This window comes from Brucella sp. IR068 (assembly GCF_049065885.1).
Lineage (GTDB): Bacteria > Pseudomonadota > Alphaproteobacteria > Rhizobiales > Rhizobiaceae > Brucella > Brucella intermedia.
Genome location: NZ_JBAKHE010000004.1, coordinates 57,181 through 71,898, shown reverse-complemented (window position 1 = coordinate 71,898; position 14,718 = coordinate 57,181). Strand labels below are relative to the sequence as shown.

Genomic DNA, 14,718 nt, shown 5'->3' with positions numbered 1-14,718 from the left:
TGGATGGAAACGCTGCGGCAGTTCGCATAGAGCCATAGCGGGGACATTCCAGATACCGAGAGTTTGAAATGCAGAGCAGCGCGACAGGCGGCATGGAAGCGCACGTAAAAGGCATGGCGATCATGGTGCTCTCGGTGCTTCTGCTGCCGCTGATGGATGCCATCGGCAAGTGGCTCGCCATGGCAGACCATATGCCTCCGGCAACCGTGACCTTCATGCGCTTCTTCGTTCAGTGCTGGCTGATGTTCTTCATCCTGCTCATGGTCGGCGGCTTTGCAGCGTTGCGAACGCAGCATCTGGCAGGCAACCTCATTCGCGGTGCGCTGATGGGGTTTGGCGGGCTCTGCTTCTTTACGGCAGTCAAGTATATGCCGCTGGCCGATGCGATGGCCGTCTTCTTTGCCGAGCCTCTTATTCTGACGCTGTTTTCGGCCATTTTCCTGAAGGAGAAAGTGGGCTGGAGAAGATTCAGTGCTGTCGGTATCGGTCTCATCGGGACGATGATAGTAATCCAGCCGAGTTTCGAGATTTTCGGCGCGGTCTCGCTTCTGCCGCTCGCGACCGCCGTAACTTTTGCGATCTATCTCATTTTGAATCGCAAATACGGTGCGAAGGAAAGCCCGCTTGTCATGCAGTTTTATGCCGGTGTGGGCGGCTGGATGTTTGCGGGGCTCGCCATGATCTATGGAACTGCGGCGGGGCTTGGCGATCTGAGTTTCGGGCTGCCGCAGGGCATCCAGCCCTGGCTGCTCCTGCTGCTTCTTGGAACAATCGGCACTGTCAGTCACCTCATGGTCGTGCAGGCGTTCAAGCTCGCACCAGCATCCATGCTGGCGCCGTTCCAGTATCTTGAAATCGTCAATGCGGTTCTGGTTGGCCTGATAGTATTCGGCGATTTCCCGACGCCATCGAAATGGCTCGGTATCGCAATCATCGTCGGATCGGGTTTTTATGTTTTCATGCGCGAGCGCCGGGTGAAGGCCGACGCAGTGGCGTGAGCAGAACTATTTGAGCTGACGCGGACCGAATACCGTCTCGAACGCCTTTCCCAAAGCGACGTCCATGTCGCCCATCGTCACCGGCAAGCCCAGATCGACAAGGCTGGTAACGCCATGTTCGGAGATGCCGCAAGGCACGATGCCGGAATAATGGTTGAGATCCGGTTCGACATTGATGGCTATGCCGTGGAAGCTCACCCAGCGCCGCAGACGGATGCCGATAGCCGCGATCTTGTCTTCGCACATGCCGCCATTGGCCAGGCGGGGCTTTTCAGGCCGCGTTACCCATACGCCAACGCGATCCTCACGCCGTTCGCCTTTGATGTTGAACTCGGCCAGGCTCTCGATGATCCATTGTTCGAGCGCCGTCACGAAGGCACGCACATCCTCGCGGCGGCGTTTCAGGTCCAGCATCACATAGGCAACACGCTGGCCTGGCCCGTGATAGGTATATTCCCCGCCGCGCCCCGTGTTGAACACGGGCAGGCTGTCGGGCGCCAGCAGGTCGCTTGCATTGGCGCTTGTTCCTGCCGTGTAAAGCGAAGGATGTTCGACCAGCCATACGAGTTCGTTAGCGGTGCCTTCCCGAATGGCCTGCACACGCGCTTCCATGAAGGCAAGTGCTTCCTCGTAGTCCGTCAGCCCGTCTGCGACAACCCAGTCCACCGGCGGTGCATCTGCCTGTTGCGGCAGAAAACGCGTCTCCAGCGCGTTGCGCTCGCGCGGCTTTGGTGAGGCAATATCGGAAACGGGGGAAACGGAGCTATTCGTCATGATGGGAGCATATGGCGGTTTTGCAGCGTAATCGCCAGATGTCAAAATGCCTCTGCAATCAATCAATCGCGAGCGGTACTTCCTTTTCACAGCGATTGCGACCGGCTTGCTTGGCGCGATAGAGCGCCCGGTCAGCAGCGTTCACGAGGTGGCTGTAATCCGGATGACCATTGAATGCCGCAACACCGATGGACAGGGTGACAGACTGACGCGCGCCATCGGGTAGGTTCATAGGTTGTTGGGCTATCTGTCTGCGCAGTTCCTCGCCGATTGCAAATGCCTTGTCCTCGTCGGCTTCGACAAGCGCGACCAGAAATTCCTCGCCGCCATAGCGGAACACGAAATCGCTTGGGCGGCAGAGCGAAAGGATCGTTTCGGCCACCTGCTGAAGAACCGCATCGCCACTGCTGTGCCCGTAGGTGTCATTGATGTTCTTGAAGTGATCGATATCGATCATCAGAACGCTTAAATCCATTGCCTTTTGGGACGCCATGCGCACTTCGCGGGTCAGGATCGAGGGCATGAAACGACGATTGAGCGCGCGGGTCAGAGGATCGCGGCCCGTTTCCATGGCCGCAGCCGCCTGAAAAAGTTCGGATAGCAGAAACTTCACTTCCCCGATCTTTGTCTGGAACAGTGACAGGGAGGCAGCGAGTTCAGTCGGGTTATCTTTGCGGGCGCCGTTGATGGCCGGAAGGAGCACATTGTCTATATGTTCTACATTCCGGCGGATATTTTCCAGCGTCGAGGAATTGGAGAACATGAGATCGGCCTTATGCTGCAACCATAATCCGAAGTCCGAGCTGGCCAGCGTGTGAAGCGGGCTGTCGGGATTGCCATAGAGATTGAAAAGGAGCGACTGGCTCCATTCCATGAGTGCGGCACGTTGCGATTCTCGCTCAAGCGGAAAATCATGGCTCAGCGTAAAGGCCCGATAGGCTTCGTCGGTCTGGGCGCTTTCGCGCGCGTCTTTCACGAAGGACTGGCTCATGATTTCAATCGCAATGTCGATTGCATTGCTGACATGCACGATCAGACGCGCCAGACCCTCGCGTGTGGCAACTTCCAGCTTCAGCTGACGGACGATCTCGTTCTTGAGCAGGCGCGCGCCCTGCATGACGACATGGATCGGTACGTCGATGCGGGCGTGGACTTCGCCGACCTTGCGCTGCTCACGGATGAATGCGTCAACATCGCCGGCGGTTCTCTCGAACATTTTCAGGAGCCAATCGCTCAGCGAGTTGTGCAGGCGCTCCTGGACCATTTTCTGGGACAGAAAAGTTGCCGCATCACGATTGCTCATCAGACGATCATAGAACACACCAACGAACTGCTCACGGTGCCGCCCGATCAGGTCGCGAAGGAAGAGCGAATCTTGCTCCGGCAAGCCGCCGACCAGTTCGATCCATTCGATCTGGGTCGTAACCAGACCGGTTTTCTCGCCCCTTATGGCGCCGATTTTAGAGGCCGAATGATCCATGTTCCTGCTCCTTGCGACAGCCGCAAAGCTCCGCCCGCTACCGGACGTGAACCGGCGCAGGATCGGCTTTGCGGATTGGAGATTCTGCAGCTCTTCCCTTGCTTCAAGGGATAGCATGCGAATTCAATTGGCTTCTGATATCCAGATTCTCTTAAAAATACCCCAGCAAAATTGCAGGTGGTGTGCGGCGTCCCGTTTGATGGGGCGGGGTCGAGATTGATAGCTCGCCGTAAGATTAAGTGACTTTACCACTCGCCTGTCTGACCTAGGTATTTGTGGGCAAGATATTCCAATTCTGGACAGCTCTGAAAAGGAAAATGGAATGAAATTCAAGTTGGTTTCTGCGGCTCTCGCGCTTTTCGCGCTAACTGCTGTTGCTGAAGCGGCCACGCCTGTTGCTCCGGCCGCACTACCGGCTGTCGGTGCCCATGGCGCTGGTTCTGCCATTCAGGTTGATTCTCGCTGCCCTCGTGGTGCGGTTCGTACGCGAAGCGGTCGCTGCGTCTGGGATCGCCGCTGGCGCGATGACCGTCGCGGGTGGGATCGTCATTCACCCCGCTATTATCGCGAACGCGACCGTGCTCGCTGGCGCCATGATCGCCACCGTCATCGTGACCGCGTATATATCGAGCCGCGCCGTCGCGGCCCGCACAACTAAAGAAGAAAAGAGCAGCGTTTTCGCTGCTCTTTTTCATCAGACGGACTCAGCCTGCGAACGTGAAATGCCCTCGAGTTGCGGAAACACATCCGCTGTCATGGGAGCGAGGACATCAATTACCAGTCCGCCCGGCGCGAAGTCGATATCGCATTTTGCCTTCAACTCGCCTGCGAGAACGGAGTAGAGCAGCCGCTGGCCAAAGCCTCGCCGGGCAGGACGTTCGACTGGAGGTCCGCCGCTTTCGATCCAGCGCATATGAAGTTTCTGCTCGCCCTGCCTTTGAACGACATTCCAGTCGAATTGGACGGTGCCGCTTTCGTTGGACAGCGCGCCGTATTTCACCGCGTTGGTTGCCAGTTCATACAGGCCCAGTGAAAGGGAGACGGTTACCCGGTCGCTCACCACCAGTGCCGGACCATGGGTACGGATTCGATGACCGAACGTGCTGTTGAAAGGGGCAAGCGCGGTGTCGCAGATCTGGTTGATCGTGGTGCCCGTCCAGTCCTCACGCAGCAGCATGTCGTGGGCCTGGCTAAGTGCGCGCAGCCGCTCGCTGAACAACTCGTTCGCGGTCTGCGGATCGGTGGCGTTCCGCAAGGTCTGGTTGGCGATGGATTGCACCATCGCCATCGAGTTCTTGAACCGATGTGAAATTTCGCGGGTGACCAAAGCCTTGTCAGCTTCGGCTTTCTTGCGCTCCGTGACGTCGATGACGATACCCAGAAGCGTCGGTGACTTGCCCGTCAGTGCCTTGGCTCGGGTTTCAACCCAGCGCACCTGACCCAGCCTGTTCGTGATGCGATATTCCATCCGGAAAGACTTGCCGGTCGCGAAAGATTCCTGCGACCGCTGGATCAGTGCAATCCGGTCTTCCAGCACCACCATTTCGATGATCTTGTCATAGTTGACCGGCTCATCCGGCGTCAGCCCGAAAATACGCCTGTATTCCGATGAACAGCTGATTTCGCCCGTATGATAATCCCGCGTCCAGAAGCCAACATTCGCCACTTCGATGATATATTGCAGCTGATCGTTGCTGCGCTCTTTTTCAAGCGAAAGCGTTTCGCGTTCTTTTTCCAGCTCGACCAGCTTGCCGAGTTCCAGGGTCACATCGAGCTGTGATGAAACGAAGTGATGGAGTTCGCCTGCTTCGGTCTTGACAGGGGAGATGTGAAGCCGGTTCCAGAATGGTTCGCCTGACTTCTTGTAATTGAGAATATCGATATCGATCGACTGTTCCGTTTCGATTGCCGCGCGGATCATCTCGACATGTTTCGGGTCCGTGCCGGGGCCTTGCAGGAAACGGCAATTCTTCCCAATGATTTCATCGGCTTCATAGCCTGTCAGGTTCTGGAAGGCCTTGTTGGCAAAGACGATGGGGTTATCGGGCAGGCGGGGATTGGTGATGAGCATCGGCATGGGCGTCAGTTGAACTGCCGCCGTGAAAGGATCCGCTTCCTGGGAAAAAGATGTTCCCAAAATTTTTACGGACGGCCCTGCTTTTGTTGCCAATGCAAACCCCACTCCCTGAAAACGCTTACAAGCTGCCCTACTTCACGCAAGTTATCCGATTGTCTCGCAATTTGCTAACGAAAATAATGGAATAGCGAGAACCAATTGTCGTCTCCTCCGTTAGAAGCCGCATGAAACATGCCGCGTTGCGGGGAGAAAACAGGGAGCCGGCAGATTTTCCCCGCAACGTTCAGCGGACATTCATAAACAGACGGCAATGATGGCATCATTGAAATGGAGAAGCACAGGATGAACACCTTCAAAAAGATGATGGTCGGCCTTGTCGGTGCGAGCTTTTTGATCGGCGCGATAGTCCCGGTCTCGGCTGCGCCCGTCATGCCAACTGCGCCTGCGGCGAGCAACGAGCATGTTCAACAGGTTCGGGATGACCGCTGGCGTCGCGGACCGGGCCATGGGCACTGGGGCGGCTATCGGCCGGGGCCTCGTCCGGGCTGGCATGGCCGGCCATACCGCCCGGGGCCGGGTTACTGGAATGGTTATCGCGGTGACCGCTATTATCGCCACGGCTATCGCCGGCATAATGACGGTTGGTGGTATCCGCTCGCTGCGTTCGGCGCCGGTGCAATCATCGGTGGTGCGATTGCCGCTCCGCCGCCACCGCCCCCGCCAGTCTATCGCGCACCGGCTTATGGTTACAGCAATTCACATGTACAGTGGTGCTATAATCGTTATCGCTCATATAGGGCCTCGGATAATACTTTTCAGCCGTATAACGGCCCCCGCCAGCAGTGTTATTCGCCATATTGATAGTTGAAAACTGCTGAACACAATGAAGCCGCCCTTCAAGGGCGGCTTTGTTTTTGTGGACTAGCTTCATCATCTGTACCACCAGTAATTGTCATTCACGGCGGTGCACCCTAAAAGGCGGTCGGGGTGAGTTCCGGCAGCGCGCTTGTTGAAAAGCTTTCGGTTCCCCTCTGTTACAACAGAGCGCCAAAGGAGACAGGATGCGCGCGATTTTACCCAAAGCAATAGCCGGTGTAATTTTACTCGGTATATTGAGCGTAGTACTTGGTTCCTGGTACACGATTGATGAAGGCGAGCGTGGCGTTGTTTTGCGCTACGGTGCTGTTTCCGGCGTTGCACAACCCGGCCTCGGTTTCAAAATTCCGGTGATCGATTCTATCGTACGAATATCGGTGCAATCCAAAGCTGCGATCTATAACAGCATGGAAGCCTATAGCCGCGACCAGCAACCAGCCACGATGAACCTGTCGGTCAACTATCGCATTCCGCCAGACCGCGTGGAAGAAGTCTACGCGACCTATGGCGGTGAAGACGGGCTCCTGTCCCGCCTTGTAGAGCGGCGCGTTTTCGAGGAAAGCAAGACGGTTTTCGGCAAATTCAATGCCGTGGAGGCTATTCAGGAACGAAGCCGTCTCAATCAGGAAATTGCGCAGGCCATTCAGAACAGTGTGCGCGGTCCGGTTATCATCGACACGGTGCAGATCGAGAATATCGACTTTTCGGACTCTTATGAGCAGTCCATCGAACAGCGCATGTTGGCCGAAGTTGAAGTGCAGCGGCTTCGTCAGAATGCAGAGCGCGAAAAGGTGCAGGCTGAAATCACCGTGACGCAGGCAAAAGCGCAGGCAGATGCTCGCCGCGCCGAAGCAGAGGCGCAGGCGGATGCCGTTCGTCTTCAGGCGGAAGCCGAGGCTGACGCGATCAGGCTGAAGGGCGAGGCGGAGGCAACCGCCATCAAGGCGCGTGGCGATGCACTTCGCGACAATCCGGGTCTCGTTGCATTGACGCAGGCCGAGAAATGGGATGGTCAACTGCCGACCACAATGCTGCCCAACGGAGCGATTCCGATGCTGAATCTGAACAGTTCCCAGACGCCGCAGAAATCGCCCGATTACTGACCGGTGAATAAAGAACAGCGGGGCTCCGACTATCCGGTGGGGCGCGCATCCTGTTGAATGGGTTTCACGCCTTTCGGGATGCGCTCTTATCCGCCGCGCTGTTCATAGCCCTCGATGTTTGTCCCATCCATTTTCTGGCGCAGATACTGCTTGAGCCTTGCGATATTGTGCGCATCCCAGCCAGTTACGCCGGTAACTTCCAGCCACGCGTCGACATAGTGCTCAGGAGCATATACATGCCCGTGCCCGATCGGTGTGGCCGTTCCAAAGGCCATGTCGAGGGCGAGTTGAAGCATGGTTACCACCGGATACCATCGCAGATCGGGTGACACATCGGGCCCGCGCGGTGCCTGCATCCAATCAGGCTGGCGGTAGAAGGACAGCGTGTCGAAGAAAGTGACCGGGTCGCTGGCATATTGCAGATAAACCACACGCATTGGGCCCCACCGCGTTCCATTTCCCGGGGCTTCACCATACTGGTTCATGAAACGCGCAAAGGAGCCGTCCCTGAACACCGGCAACCATTCCGGCGTTCCCGGATTTCGCCGTCTGGTCATGGCTTTCCAGTCGCGGCTGGGGAAAGGAGGGCCGCTCCATAGCGCGCCGTTGATGGGGTCATCAAGCATTTCGAAAAGCTCGGACGAAATTTCCGAGTTCATCGCACCGAGGCTCAAGCCATAAAGATACAGGCGAGGTCGGCTGTCCCGCGGCAGGTTTTTCCAGTAGTTGTAGACGGCGATGAACAACGCCCGCGATGCTTCCGCTCCATATTCGGGCTGAAAGAGCAGCGACAATGGGCTGGAAAGATAGGAATACTGCACGGCGACGCTGGCCACATCACCATGGTGCAGAAACTCAAGACCGTCCATTGCTGCAGGGTCAACCCATCCTGTTCCGGTGGGCGTGATGACGACCATTACCGAACGGTCAAAGCCGCGTTGCCGCTTCAGCTCTTCCAGTGCAAGCTCCGCGCGTTGTTCCGGCGTGTCGGCGACTTGCAGACCCGCATAGACCCGTATGGGGTCGATTGCCCTTTCTCCGGTCATCGCCGTGATGTCGGAAGCGGCAGGGCCCGAGGAGACAAATTCGCGTCCAGCCCGCCCAAGTTCGTTCCAATGCAAAAGCGAGGCAGCACTGCCGGTTTTGCCCGGTGCCGTCGGTTGTGGGCGATCCGGCTCGATCAGAGCGTCGTACTCGCGAAAGGAACGATCCAGAACCCTGAACGCGGACTGGATGAGCAGCCCGTTGGCAATCGTCCAGACAAGGATCACGGTAATCGTGACGCCGAGGACGTTGGCTACCCGGCGAGGCATGACGAGTTGCACTTTCCCGGAGACGAATCGCCCTAGCCGGATGAGAAGGCGAACAAGTACCAACAGAATGAGGAATGTCAGTACTGCCAAAGCCGAAACGCTCATCGGATAGGCGCTGGGCACCGGTTCCATGTCCATGACGGCTCGAACCGAATTCTGCCAGCTTGCCGCAAAATAAAGGGCTACGACAGCCACCGCGAGACAGACCACGCCGACGGCAAGATTGGCTCTGCTGCGCAGGCGGTCTTGGGGTTCGGGCAATTCCAGGTAATGCCAGAGCCAGCGCCATAGCACGCCAATGCCATAACCTGATCCGAACGCGACGCCACCGAGAATGCCCTGCATGACGTAGGTGCGTGGAACGAGGCTCGGCGTGAGCGCCGCAGCAAAAAACAGGGTGCCTAGCGCTATGCCAACGCCGGATAAGGAGCGCCGGAAATGGAAGAATGCCTTGGTGGTCAGAGACATGAAATACCGTGCCGTTAGTTCATTCCGATGAAGCTAGGGCAGAACCTGTTAATTTGGTGAAAATGGCACGAGGCTGGCTGTTTGGATGTAGTCGCCCTTCGCCGCTCCAGCAGCTCTTGTCATTTCAGGCGCCACTTCCAACAAATTAACAGGTCCCGACCCTAGCTGTAGCATGGCCACGCGGCAAGGTCCGGCCCGGAAGGCCCGGCAGTCGTCGTTCTATCACCATACGGTTCAGAATCGCTGTTCTGTTGAAGCTGCTAAGCCCTCAGAAAAACGTGAAAATGACCTATTTACCGGCATCTGGAAGCTGTTGCGCGAGATAGAGTATCCCTGACCTGTTATTTTTTTGAATTTATGTTGGAGAAACCTGACTTTATGGTGTTGACCAATCCGTAAGCCACCCTTATGTTCCGCCGCACTTCCGGGGGCGATTTGCTCCAACAGGGAGCGCGTAGCTCAGCCGGTAGAGCAACTGACTTTTAATCAGTAGGTCCAGGGTTCGAATCCCTGCGCGCTCACCAACACATTCAAATACTTAGATGTCACCGTTTGATCCCCGATTTGCGGTTGGGCGATTTTTTATACCTGATCTCTGGCGATGACCTGTCGGCGGCCTATCAACTGGCTGGTCGCGGCGGCAATCCGGCACGGCTGCGCATCTTTTCCAGAAGGCTGGCGGCAATCGGCTCATAATTTTCATCGAAATGGTGGCCGCCAGCCAGTTTCATGACTTCCATGCCCTTCAGTTCCGGAGCAGTGCAGGCGGTATCCTCTTCTTCCTGTCCATAGACACAGACGACCCGGTCGAGCGGGATTGTCGAAATGGCCGGAATGACGTCCTTGTCACCATCCATTCCGAGCCAGCCTTCAATCGAAACCTGAAATGTGGTCGTCGTTTCGACCCCGAGAAGGCCGATCATTTTCGTCCGGTCCTGTATGGCCGCAGGCAGGTATTTCCAGGCAAACGGAAATGTATCAGCGCCAAACGAATAGCCGAGAACAGCTACCGGCAATTTATTTGTCGGATCAGCTTTTTTGATCATCGCCGTCGTGTCGTTGGCGATTTCCTCCGGCGTGCGTTCCGACCAGAAATAGCGTAGCGAATCCACGCCGATCACGTGGACGCCGTGTGCCTGCAGCCACTCGCCGATGGATTTGTCGAGGTCGCGCCAGCCACCATCACCGGAATAGAAGACCGCAATCATATCGGCCTTTCCGTCCTTCGCAGGAAGGTCGACGATCGGCAGGGCTTCGTTCTTGGCGTCCTGATCCGCCATGGCCACGACATTGTCGACAGCCATTTTGAGTCTTGCCGGAAATGCAGGAGCAGATTGAAGCACGGCTAAATTTTCCTGCCGGGCAGTAACGGGATTATTCGTCGGTGATCCGGCCGGCCCGATCACCAGGGCAGGGGCGGGAATTGCCACATTGAACCCATAGGTGAAGCCTCCATCCGGGGCCTTGGTTGCTGCGGCTTTTTCCGTGCAAGAAGGAAGACGGGTCCTGGCAGGAACCGGATCAAGCGCGACAGCGCCTGCAATCGTTGCATCCGGAGAATCCGAGGCCGCCGCATAAGCGATGGTCGCGCCTTGTCCGACACCCGTCAGGACGGGGTGAAAATAGACCCCGAGATCCAGCCCGCGCAAGGCTTCCTTGGCGATGGCTTCGAAATCGGAGTCCAGATAGTTGCATTCGCCGCCCTCCTTATCGAGCGCCGCGCGCCACGGACCAAGCTCGACCGGCAGAACGATCATATTCCGGGCAAGCATGGCATCCATGAATTGTTTTTCCCGGTCGCCTATGCCGCCGTCATCACTCAGCAGGATGGCAAGTCCGACAGGATCGTTCTCTGGCATATAGACAGGAATGTTGGACAGTCTTTCGGCACTGGCATGGATAACCGGCTCGTCGGAATCGATGACTTTTGTCCAGAGCCGCGCGATTTTACCAGTATGCATTGTGCCGTACACGCCCGCTGCTGCCACCAGCGCCAATCCGAGCACAATAAAGAGAACGCGTCTTTTCGTCATTTGCGGATGAACTCCAGTGGGCTGCCATTGATGAGGGTCGTGGCATCGAGAAGGGCGCGCGGCGTCTCAAGGCCGCCCGGGCAAACCATGTAATGCGGCGTCCAGACAGGATCGAATTTTTCCTTGAAGGCTTTCAATCCGCCAAAGTGATAGAGATCGGCGCCGCGCTTGTAGATGAACGAGCCGAAGCGGTTCCAACGGGAGGCCAGCCTGCTGCCGCTCAGGCCCGATAGCGGGGCGGCGCCCAGGTTGAACCACTTGTAGCCTTCTTCCTTGCCGGCCATCAGCAGCTTCGCGAAAAGCGCGTCCATAAGGAGCTTATGCACATTCGGCATGTAGCGCATGAGGTCGACAGTGATTTCATATTTGTCCGCGCCGCGCCATATGTTGGCAAAAGCCACGATTTCTCCGTCGCGTTTCAGCACTGCAACGTCAAAGCGTTTCATATATTCTTCATCGAAATATCCGAGCGAAAACCCTTTCTCGCTGCCCGACTTGAAATCCAGCCAGGCATCCGAAATCTCCTGCAGGCGTGGGATGAGCGGAGGCACATCGGCGGACGGAATGATTTCAAACGTCAGTCCATCCTTGTCGATCTTTCTGTCGGCATAGCGGAACGGCTGGCGACGCGGTCCTTCCAGCGAGAATTCGGCGAGATCAACGCGGGCGACTTCACCGAGTTTCAGGGCGACAAGGCCCATATCCAGAAACAGGGGCAGGCTTTGCGGACCAACACCGTAAAATACGGTGCGCAGGGCAAGCTTGTCGGCCAGCCCGTGAAAGGACCATGCAAGCTCTTTGCCGGTTTGTTCATTACCGATGGGTTCGCCAAGCGCGATCAGACTGCCCCCGGACTGGGAATACATGATGAAGGAGCTGTTGTCGGGGGCCAGAAGAAATTGCTTGTCGCCAAGCAGCGCCAGGGCGGCATCCGTGTGCGGCCATTGGGCGACGAGGGCGGGCACGGCGGGGGGTATTGAATAATCCACCTTTCGCCTGCGATGACCGTTCCGGTTGATGATGGAGTAAAGGCCAACTGCGGCGACCACGGCAAAGACCAACACGGTTGCCCGCAGGAAGCGTGGGGCATTGCCGTTCCAGGCGAAATCCCACCAGAGCGTGTTGGAATATTCCACGTGGCGATAAACGAAAAATCCAAGCCATGTGGAAACGAGCACAGTTGTGCCGACGGTCGCGATCCAGTTCCAGCTCAGGTCAAACGGCCCCGAAATAGGGCGGCGATAGAACGAATCCCGGAACCCCCACAGTGTGAAAGCGAAAAGACAGAGAGTAATGGCTTCTTCCCAGTCGAGACCTTTTGCCAGAGAAAAGGCCGCGCCGCAGAGAAGCAGGATTTGCGCAGCCACCCATGCTCGCGCAAGCCTCTTTGAGAGACCGCGAGCAACGATGAGCAGCGCCACGCCGACCAGACTGGCGGCGAGGTGCGACATTTCCATGAAGGATTCCGGAACGATGTCGGAGAGCACTTCGACGCGGTAGCGAAGGTCCGGCGTGGCCCCGGAAACGAGAAGCATGATCCCGCCCAGAAAGATGATGCTGGCAGACAGACCGGGGACGAGCGGCTCGACCAGCCGCTTGGCGAAGCGTGCCTGCTTGCCGAGCATATGGCGGCGGCGCATGATCTCCCATATGAGAATGCCTGCGGTCGCCACGACAAGCGGCATAATCGTATAGATAAGCCGGTAGGCGAGAAGCGCCGCAATCGCATCCGGTTTTCCGCCAAGGCCGAGACCTGCAATAATTGTCGCTTCAAAGGCGCCGAGGCCGCCGGGCGCATGGCTGGCAATGCCCAGCACGATGGCGATCACATAGACGAGTGCGAAAACGGCGAAGCTAGGCACAGCATCGGCGGGCATGAGGACATAGAGCGTAGCCGCTGCGGCGCCCACATCCACGAGCCCGGCAAATATCTGGAGCAGCGCTCCCTTTGAGTTGGGCAGGCGCAGGCTGAATGAGCCTATCGTGAAACTGCGCTGCCCATGCGACAGCCAGTAGATCAGCCAGCCGATACCGCCCAGAATAGCGATGCCGGCAACGATATCGATGCGGGAATCGATGGCAGAGAGCCAGGGAACATCCCGTGGATCGATGAGAAGAGCGGCGCCCACCATTATGATCAGCGCGAACCAGATCGCGAACCATGACGTGCCGACGATCTTGCCGATGTCAGCAAGACTCACGCCCTCCGCGGCATAGATGCGATAACGCAGGGCACCGCCGGTCAGCAGGGAAAAGCCAAGCGCGTTGGAAATCGCGTAGCCAGCGGCGCCTGCAACGGCTGCAAGGCGGCGCGGTATCTGGTTTGGCGCGATCGTATCGACGGCCACGACATCGTAAAGTGCGACAGCGGCATAGCTCAGAGCCGTGAAAAACACTGCCAGCGCAAGCGTTGCCCACGATATATTATGCAGTGCGGCGAGCGTTTCCGTGCGCGATGTATGCTGGAGAAGATTCTCCAGCACATAGATTGCAAGCAACGCAATGGCGATACCGGCTATCGGAAACAGAAAATGTTGGTAGCGGGTGAACCAGCCATGATGTCTTGCTGACGTTTCGGATGGCATGGAAGGCACTTCGTCATCATCAATAAGGCTCATAGGAACATCGTCCGGTTGGAGCAACATATATAAATTGCGCAATGATCTCGATTTAGGGCGAACTTGTGTTCGAGCGAGATGCCGCATTGAAAATATTCAAAGTAGAGCAGAAGTTGGTCTATATAAGCCTGCGGTTGGGTCAGGCTGCAAGTGATTTGATGAATTGAAAGAGGTCTTGGTGCTCGATATTTCATACATGACCGCTGCCGGAGCCGGTGCGTTGTCTTTTCTGTCACCCTGCGTTCTTCCGCTTGTGCCGCCTTATCTGTGCTATATGGCTGGCGTGAGCGTCGAGGATTTCCGTGCAGAGAAGGCGACAACCGTTGCAGCAGCGCCTTCGGCGCGCCGTTCGCTGGCGTTTGCCGCAATTTGCTTTGTTCTCGGTTTTACCACTGTTTTTGTGGCGCTTGGCGCTGGCGCCTCTTCGATTGGCGCCTTCCTGCGCGCCTGGCAGCAGGAAATTGCAATCGTCGCGGGCGTGGTCATCATATTGATGGGATTGAACTTCCTCGGCGTCCTGCGCCTGTCGTTCCTGTCTCGCGAAGCCCGGTTCCAGGCCCGCAACGCTCCGGCGTCGCCGCTCGGAGCCTATGTCATGGGGCTGGCATTTGCATTTGGCTGGACGCCATGCATCGGGCCAGTTCTTGGGCCGATCCTGACGCTTGCGGGCGGTAGCAGCACGGTGGGCGAGGGTGCGCTGTTGCTGGCAACCTATTCGCTTGGCCTTGGCATTCCTTTTTTGATCGCCGCCCTTTTTTCCGGCGCATTCATGCGGTTTCTTTCGCGTTTCCGGGTGCATCTGGGCAAGGTGGAGAAAGCGATGGGCGCGCTTTTGGTGGTAGCAGGAGTTTTGTTCCTGACGGGCGGCATGCAATCATTCTCGTACTGGATGCTTGAAACCTTTCCTGCACTTGGGCAAATCGAAGGTCTTTTCCTGAAGACTGGCGCGTAAGTTTTCATAGACGCTTTGATGTTATG

Annotated in this window: 11 protein-coding genes and 1 tRNA gene; 6 read left to right on the top strand and 6 right to left on the bottom strand. The window is 57.0% G+C overall.

The window, feature by feature from the left end; genetic code table 11:
• The first annotated feature begins 68 nt into the window (after positions 1 to 68).
• Positions 69 to 998, top strand: a complete 930-nt coding sequence (locus ACOWVS_RS08150) for a DMT family transporter (protein WP_006468924.1) — start codon at positions 69 to 71, stop codon at positions 996 to 998.
• Positions 999 to 1,004: 6 nt separating this feature from the next.
• On the opposite strand, the gene lipB is transcribed toward ACOWVS_RS08150, so the two are convergent.
• On the bottom strand, positions 1,005 to 1,772 hold the full coding sequence (gene lipB, locus ACOWVS_RS08145) for a lipoyl(octanoyl) transferase LipB (RefSeq protein WP_050791023.1): 768 nt from the start codon (positions 1,770 to 1,772) through the stop codon (positions 1,005 to 1,007).
• A 58-nt stretch (positions 1,773 to 1,830) separates the two neighbouring features.
• Positions 1,831 to 3,252 (bottom strand): GGDEF domain-containing protein, encoded by a 1,422-nt coding sequence (locus ACOWVS_RS08140; protein ID WP_006471384.1) that lies wholly within the window; start codon positions 3,250 to 3,252, stop codon positions 1,831 to 1,833.
• A gap of 322 nt (positions 3,253 to 3,574) precedes the next feature.
• On the opposite strand from ACOWVS_RS08140, the gene ACOWVS_RS08135 reads away from it, so the two are divergent.
• Positions 3,575 to 3,910 carry a hypothetical protein gene (locus ACOWVS_RS08135; RefSeq protein ID WP_075041898.1) on the top strand — a complete coding sequence of 112 codons (336 nt, stop codon included), beginning with the start codon at positions 3,575 to 3,577 and terminating at the stop codon, positions 3,908 to 3,910.
• 36 nt (positions 3,911 to 3,946) lie between these two features.
• Here ACOWVS_RS08135 and ACOWVS_RS08130 read toward each other — a convergent pair whose 3' ends face one another.
• Entirely contained in the window at positions 3,947 to 5,389 is a 1,443-nt protein-coding gene (locus ACOWVS_RS08130; RefSeq protein WP_036565014.1) for a PAS domain S-box protein, read from the bottom strand.
• 282 nt (positions 5,390 to 5,671) lie between these two features.
• On the opposite strand from ACOWVS_RS08130, the gene ACOWVS_RS08125 reads away from it, so the two are divergent.
• Positions 5,672 to 6,190, top strand: coding sequence for a BA14K family protein (locus ACOWVS_RS08125; protein ID WP_006471381.1), 519 nt, complete (start codon positions 5,672 to 5,674; stop codon positions 6,188 to 6,190).
• A gap of 200 nt (positions 6,191 to 6,390) precedes the next feature.
• A complete protein-coding gene (locus tag ACOWVS_RS08120) occupies positions 6,391 to 7,308 on the top strand; it encodes a prohibitin family protein (protein ID WP_006468919.1) in 918 nt (305 codons plus the stop codon).
• Positions 7,309 to 7,394: 86 nt separating this feature from the next.
• Here the strand turns inward: ACOWVS_RS08120 and ACOWVS_RS08115 are convergent, their stop codons facing one another.
• Positions 7,395 to 9,089 carry an alpha/beta hydrolase gene (locus tag ACOWVS_RS08115; RefSeq protein WP_075041899.1) on the bottom strand — a complete coding sequence of 565 codons (1,695 nt, stop codon included), beginning with the start codon at positions 9,087 to 9,089 and terminating at the stop codon, positions 7,395 to 7,397.
• Positions 9,090 to 9,537: 448 nt separating this feature from the next.
• Here ACOWVS_RS08115 and ACOWVS_RS08110 point away from each other — a divergent pair.
• Positions 9,538 to 9,613 (top strand) — tRNA-Lys (locus ACOWVS_RS08110).
• A 96-nt stretch (positions 9,614 to 9,709) separates the two neighbouring features.
• Here ACOWVS_RS08110 and ACOWVS_RS08105 read toward each other — a convergent pair.
• Positions 9,710 to 11,122: an AcvB/VirJ family lysyl-phosphatidylglycerol hydrolase gene (locus ACOWVS_RS08105; RefSeq protein WP_021586020.1), complete on the bottom strand. Its 1,413-nt coding sequence runs from the start codon at positions 11,120 to 11,122 to the stop codon at positions 9,710 to 9,712.
• Positions 11,119 to 13,740, bottom strand: coding sequence for a bifunctional lysylphosphatidylglycerol flippase/synthetase MprF (gene mprF / locus ACOWVS_RS08100; protein WP_031346387.1), 2,622 nt, complete (start codon positions 13,738 to 13,740; stop codon positions 11,119 to 11,121). Before mprF ends, ACOWVS_RS08105 begins: the two co-directional genes overlap by 4 nt.
• A gap of 178 nt (positions 13,741 to 13,918) precedes the next feature.
• Between mprF and ACOWVS_RS08095 the strand changes: the two genes are divergently transcribed.
• Positions 13,919 to 14,692 carry a cytochrome c biogenesis CcdA family protein gene (locus ACOWVS_RS08095; RefSeq protein WP_025090207.1) on the top strand — a complete coding sequence of 258 codons (774 nt, stop codon included), beginning with the start codon at positions 13,919 to 13,921 and terminating at the stop codon, positions 14,690 to 14,692.
• The last annotated feature ends 26 nt before the right edge of the window (positions 14,693 to 14,718 follow it).

Bases quoted from the DNA above. Each gene is read 5' to 3' on its own strand.
- ACOWVS_RS08150 (WP_006468924.1), top strand. From the start codon at position 69: ATGCAGAGCAGCGCGACAGGCGGCATGGAAGCGCACGTAAAAGGCATG.
- lipB (WP_050791023.1), bottom strand. From the start codon at position 1,772: ATGACGAATAGCTCCGTTTCCCCCGTTTCCGATATTGCCTCACCAAAG.
- ACOWVS_RS08140 (WP_006471384.1), bottom strand. From the start codon at position 3,252: ATGGATCATTCGGCCTCTAAAATCGGCGCCATAAGGGGCGAGAAAACC.
- ACOWVS_RS08135 (WP_075041898.1), top strand. From the start codon at position 3,575: ATGAAATTCAAGTTGGTTTCTGCGGCTCTCGCGCTTTTCGCGCTAACT.
- ACOWVS_RS08125 (WP_006471381.1), top strand. From the start codon at position 5,672: ATGAACACCTTCAAAAAGATGATGGTCGGCCTTGTCGGTGCGAGCTTT.
- ACOWVS_RS08120 (WP_006468919.1), top strand. From the start codon at position 6,391: ATGCGCGCGATTTTACCCAAAGCAATAGCCGGTGTAATTTTACTCGGT.
- ACOWVS_RS08115 (WP_075041899.1), bottom strand. From the start codon at position 9,089: ATGTCTCTGACCACCAAGGCATTCTTCCATTTCCGGCGCTCCTTATCC.
- ACOWVS_RS08105 (WP_021586020.1), bottom strand. From the start codon at position 11,122: ATGACGAAAAGACGCGTTCTCTTTATTGTGCTCGGATTGGCGCTGGTG.
- mprF (WP_031346387.1), bottom strand. From the start codon at position 13,740: ATGAGCCTTATTGATGATGACGAAGTGCCTTCCATGCCATCCGAAACG.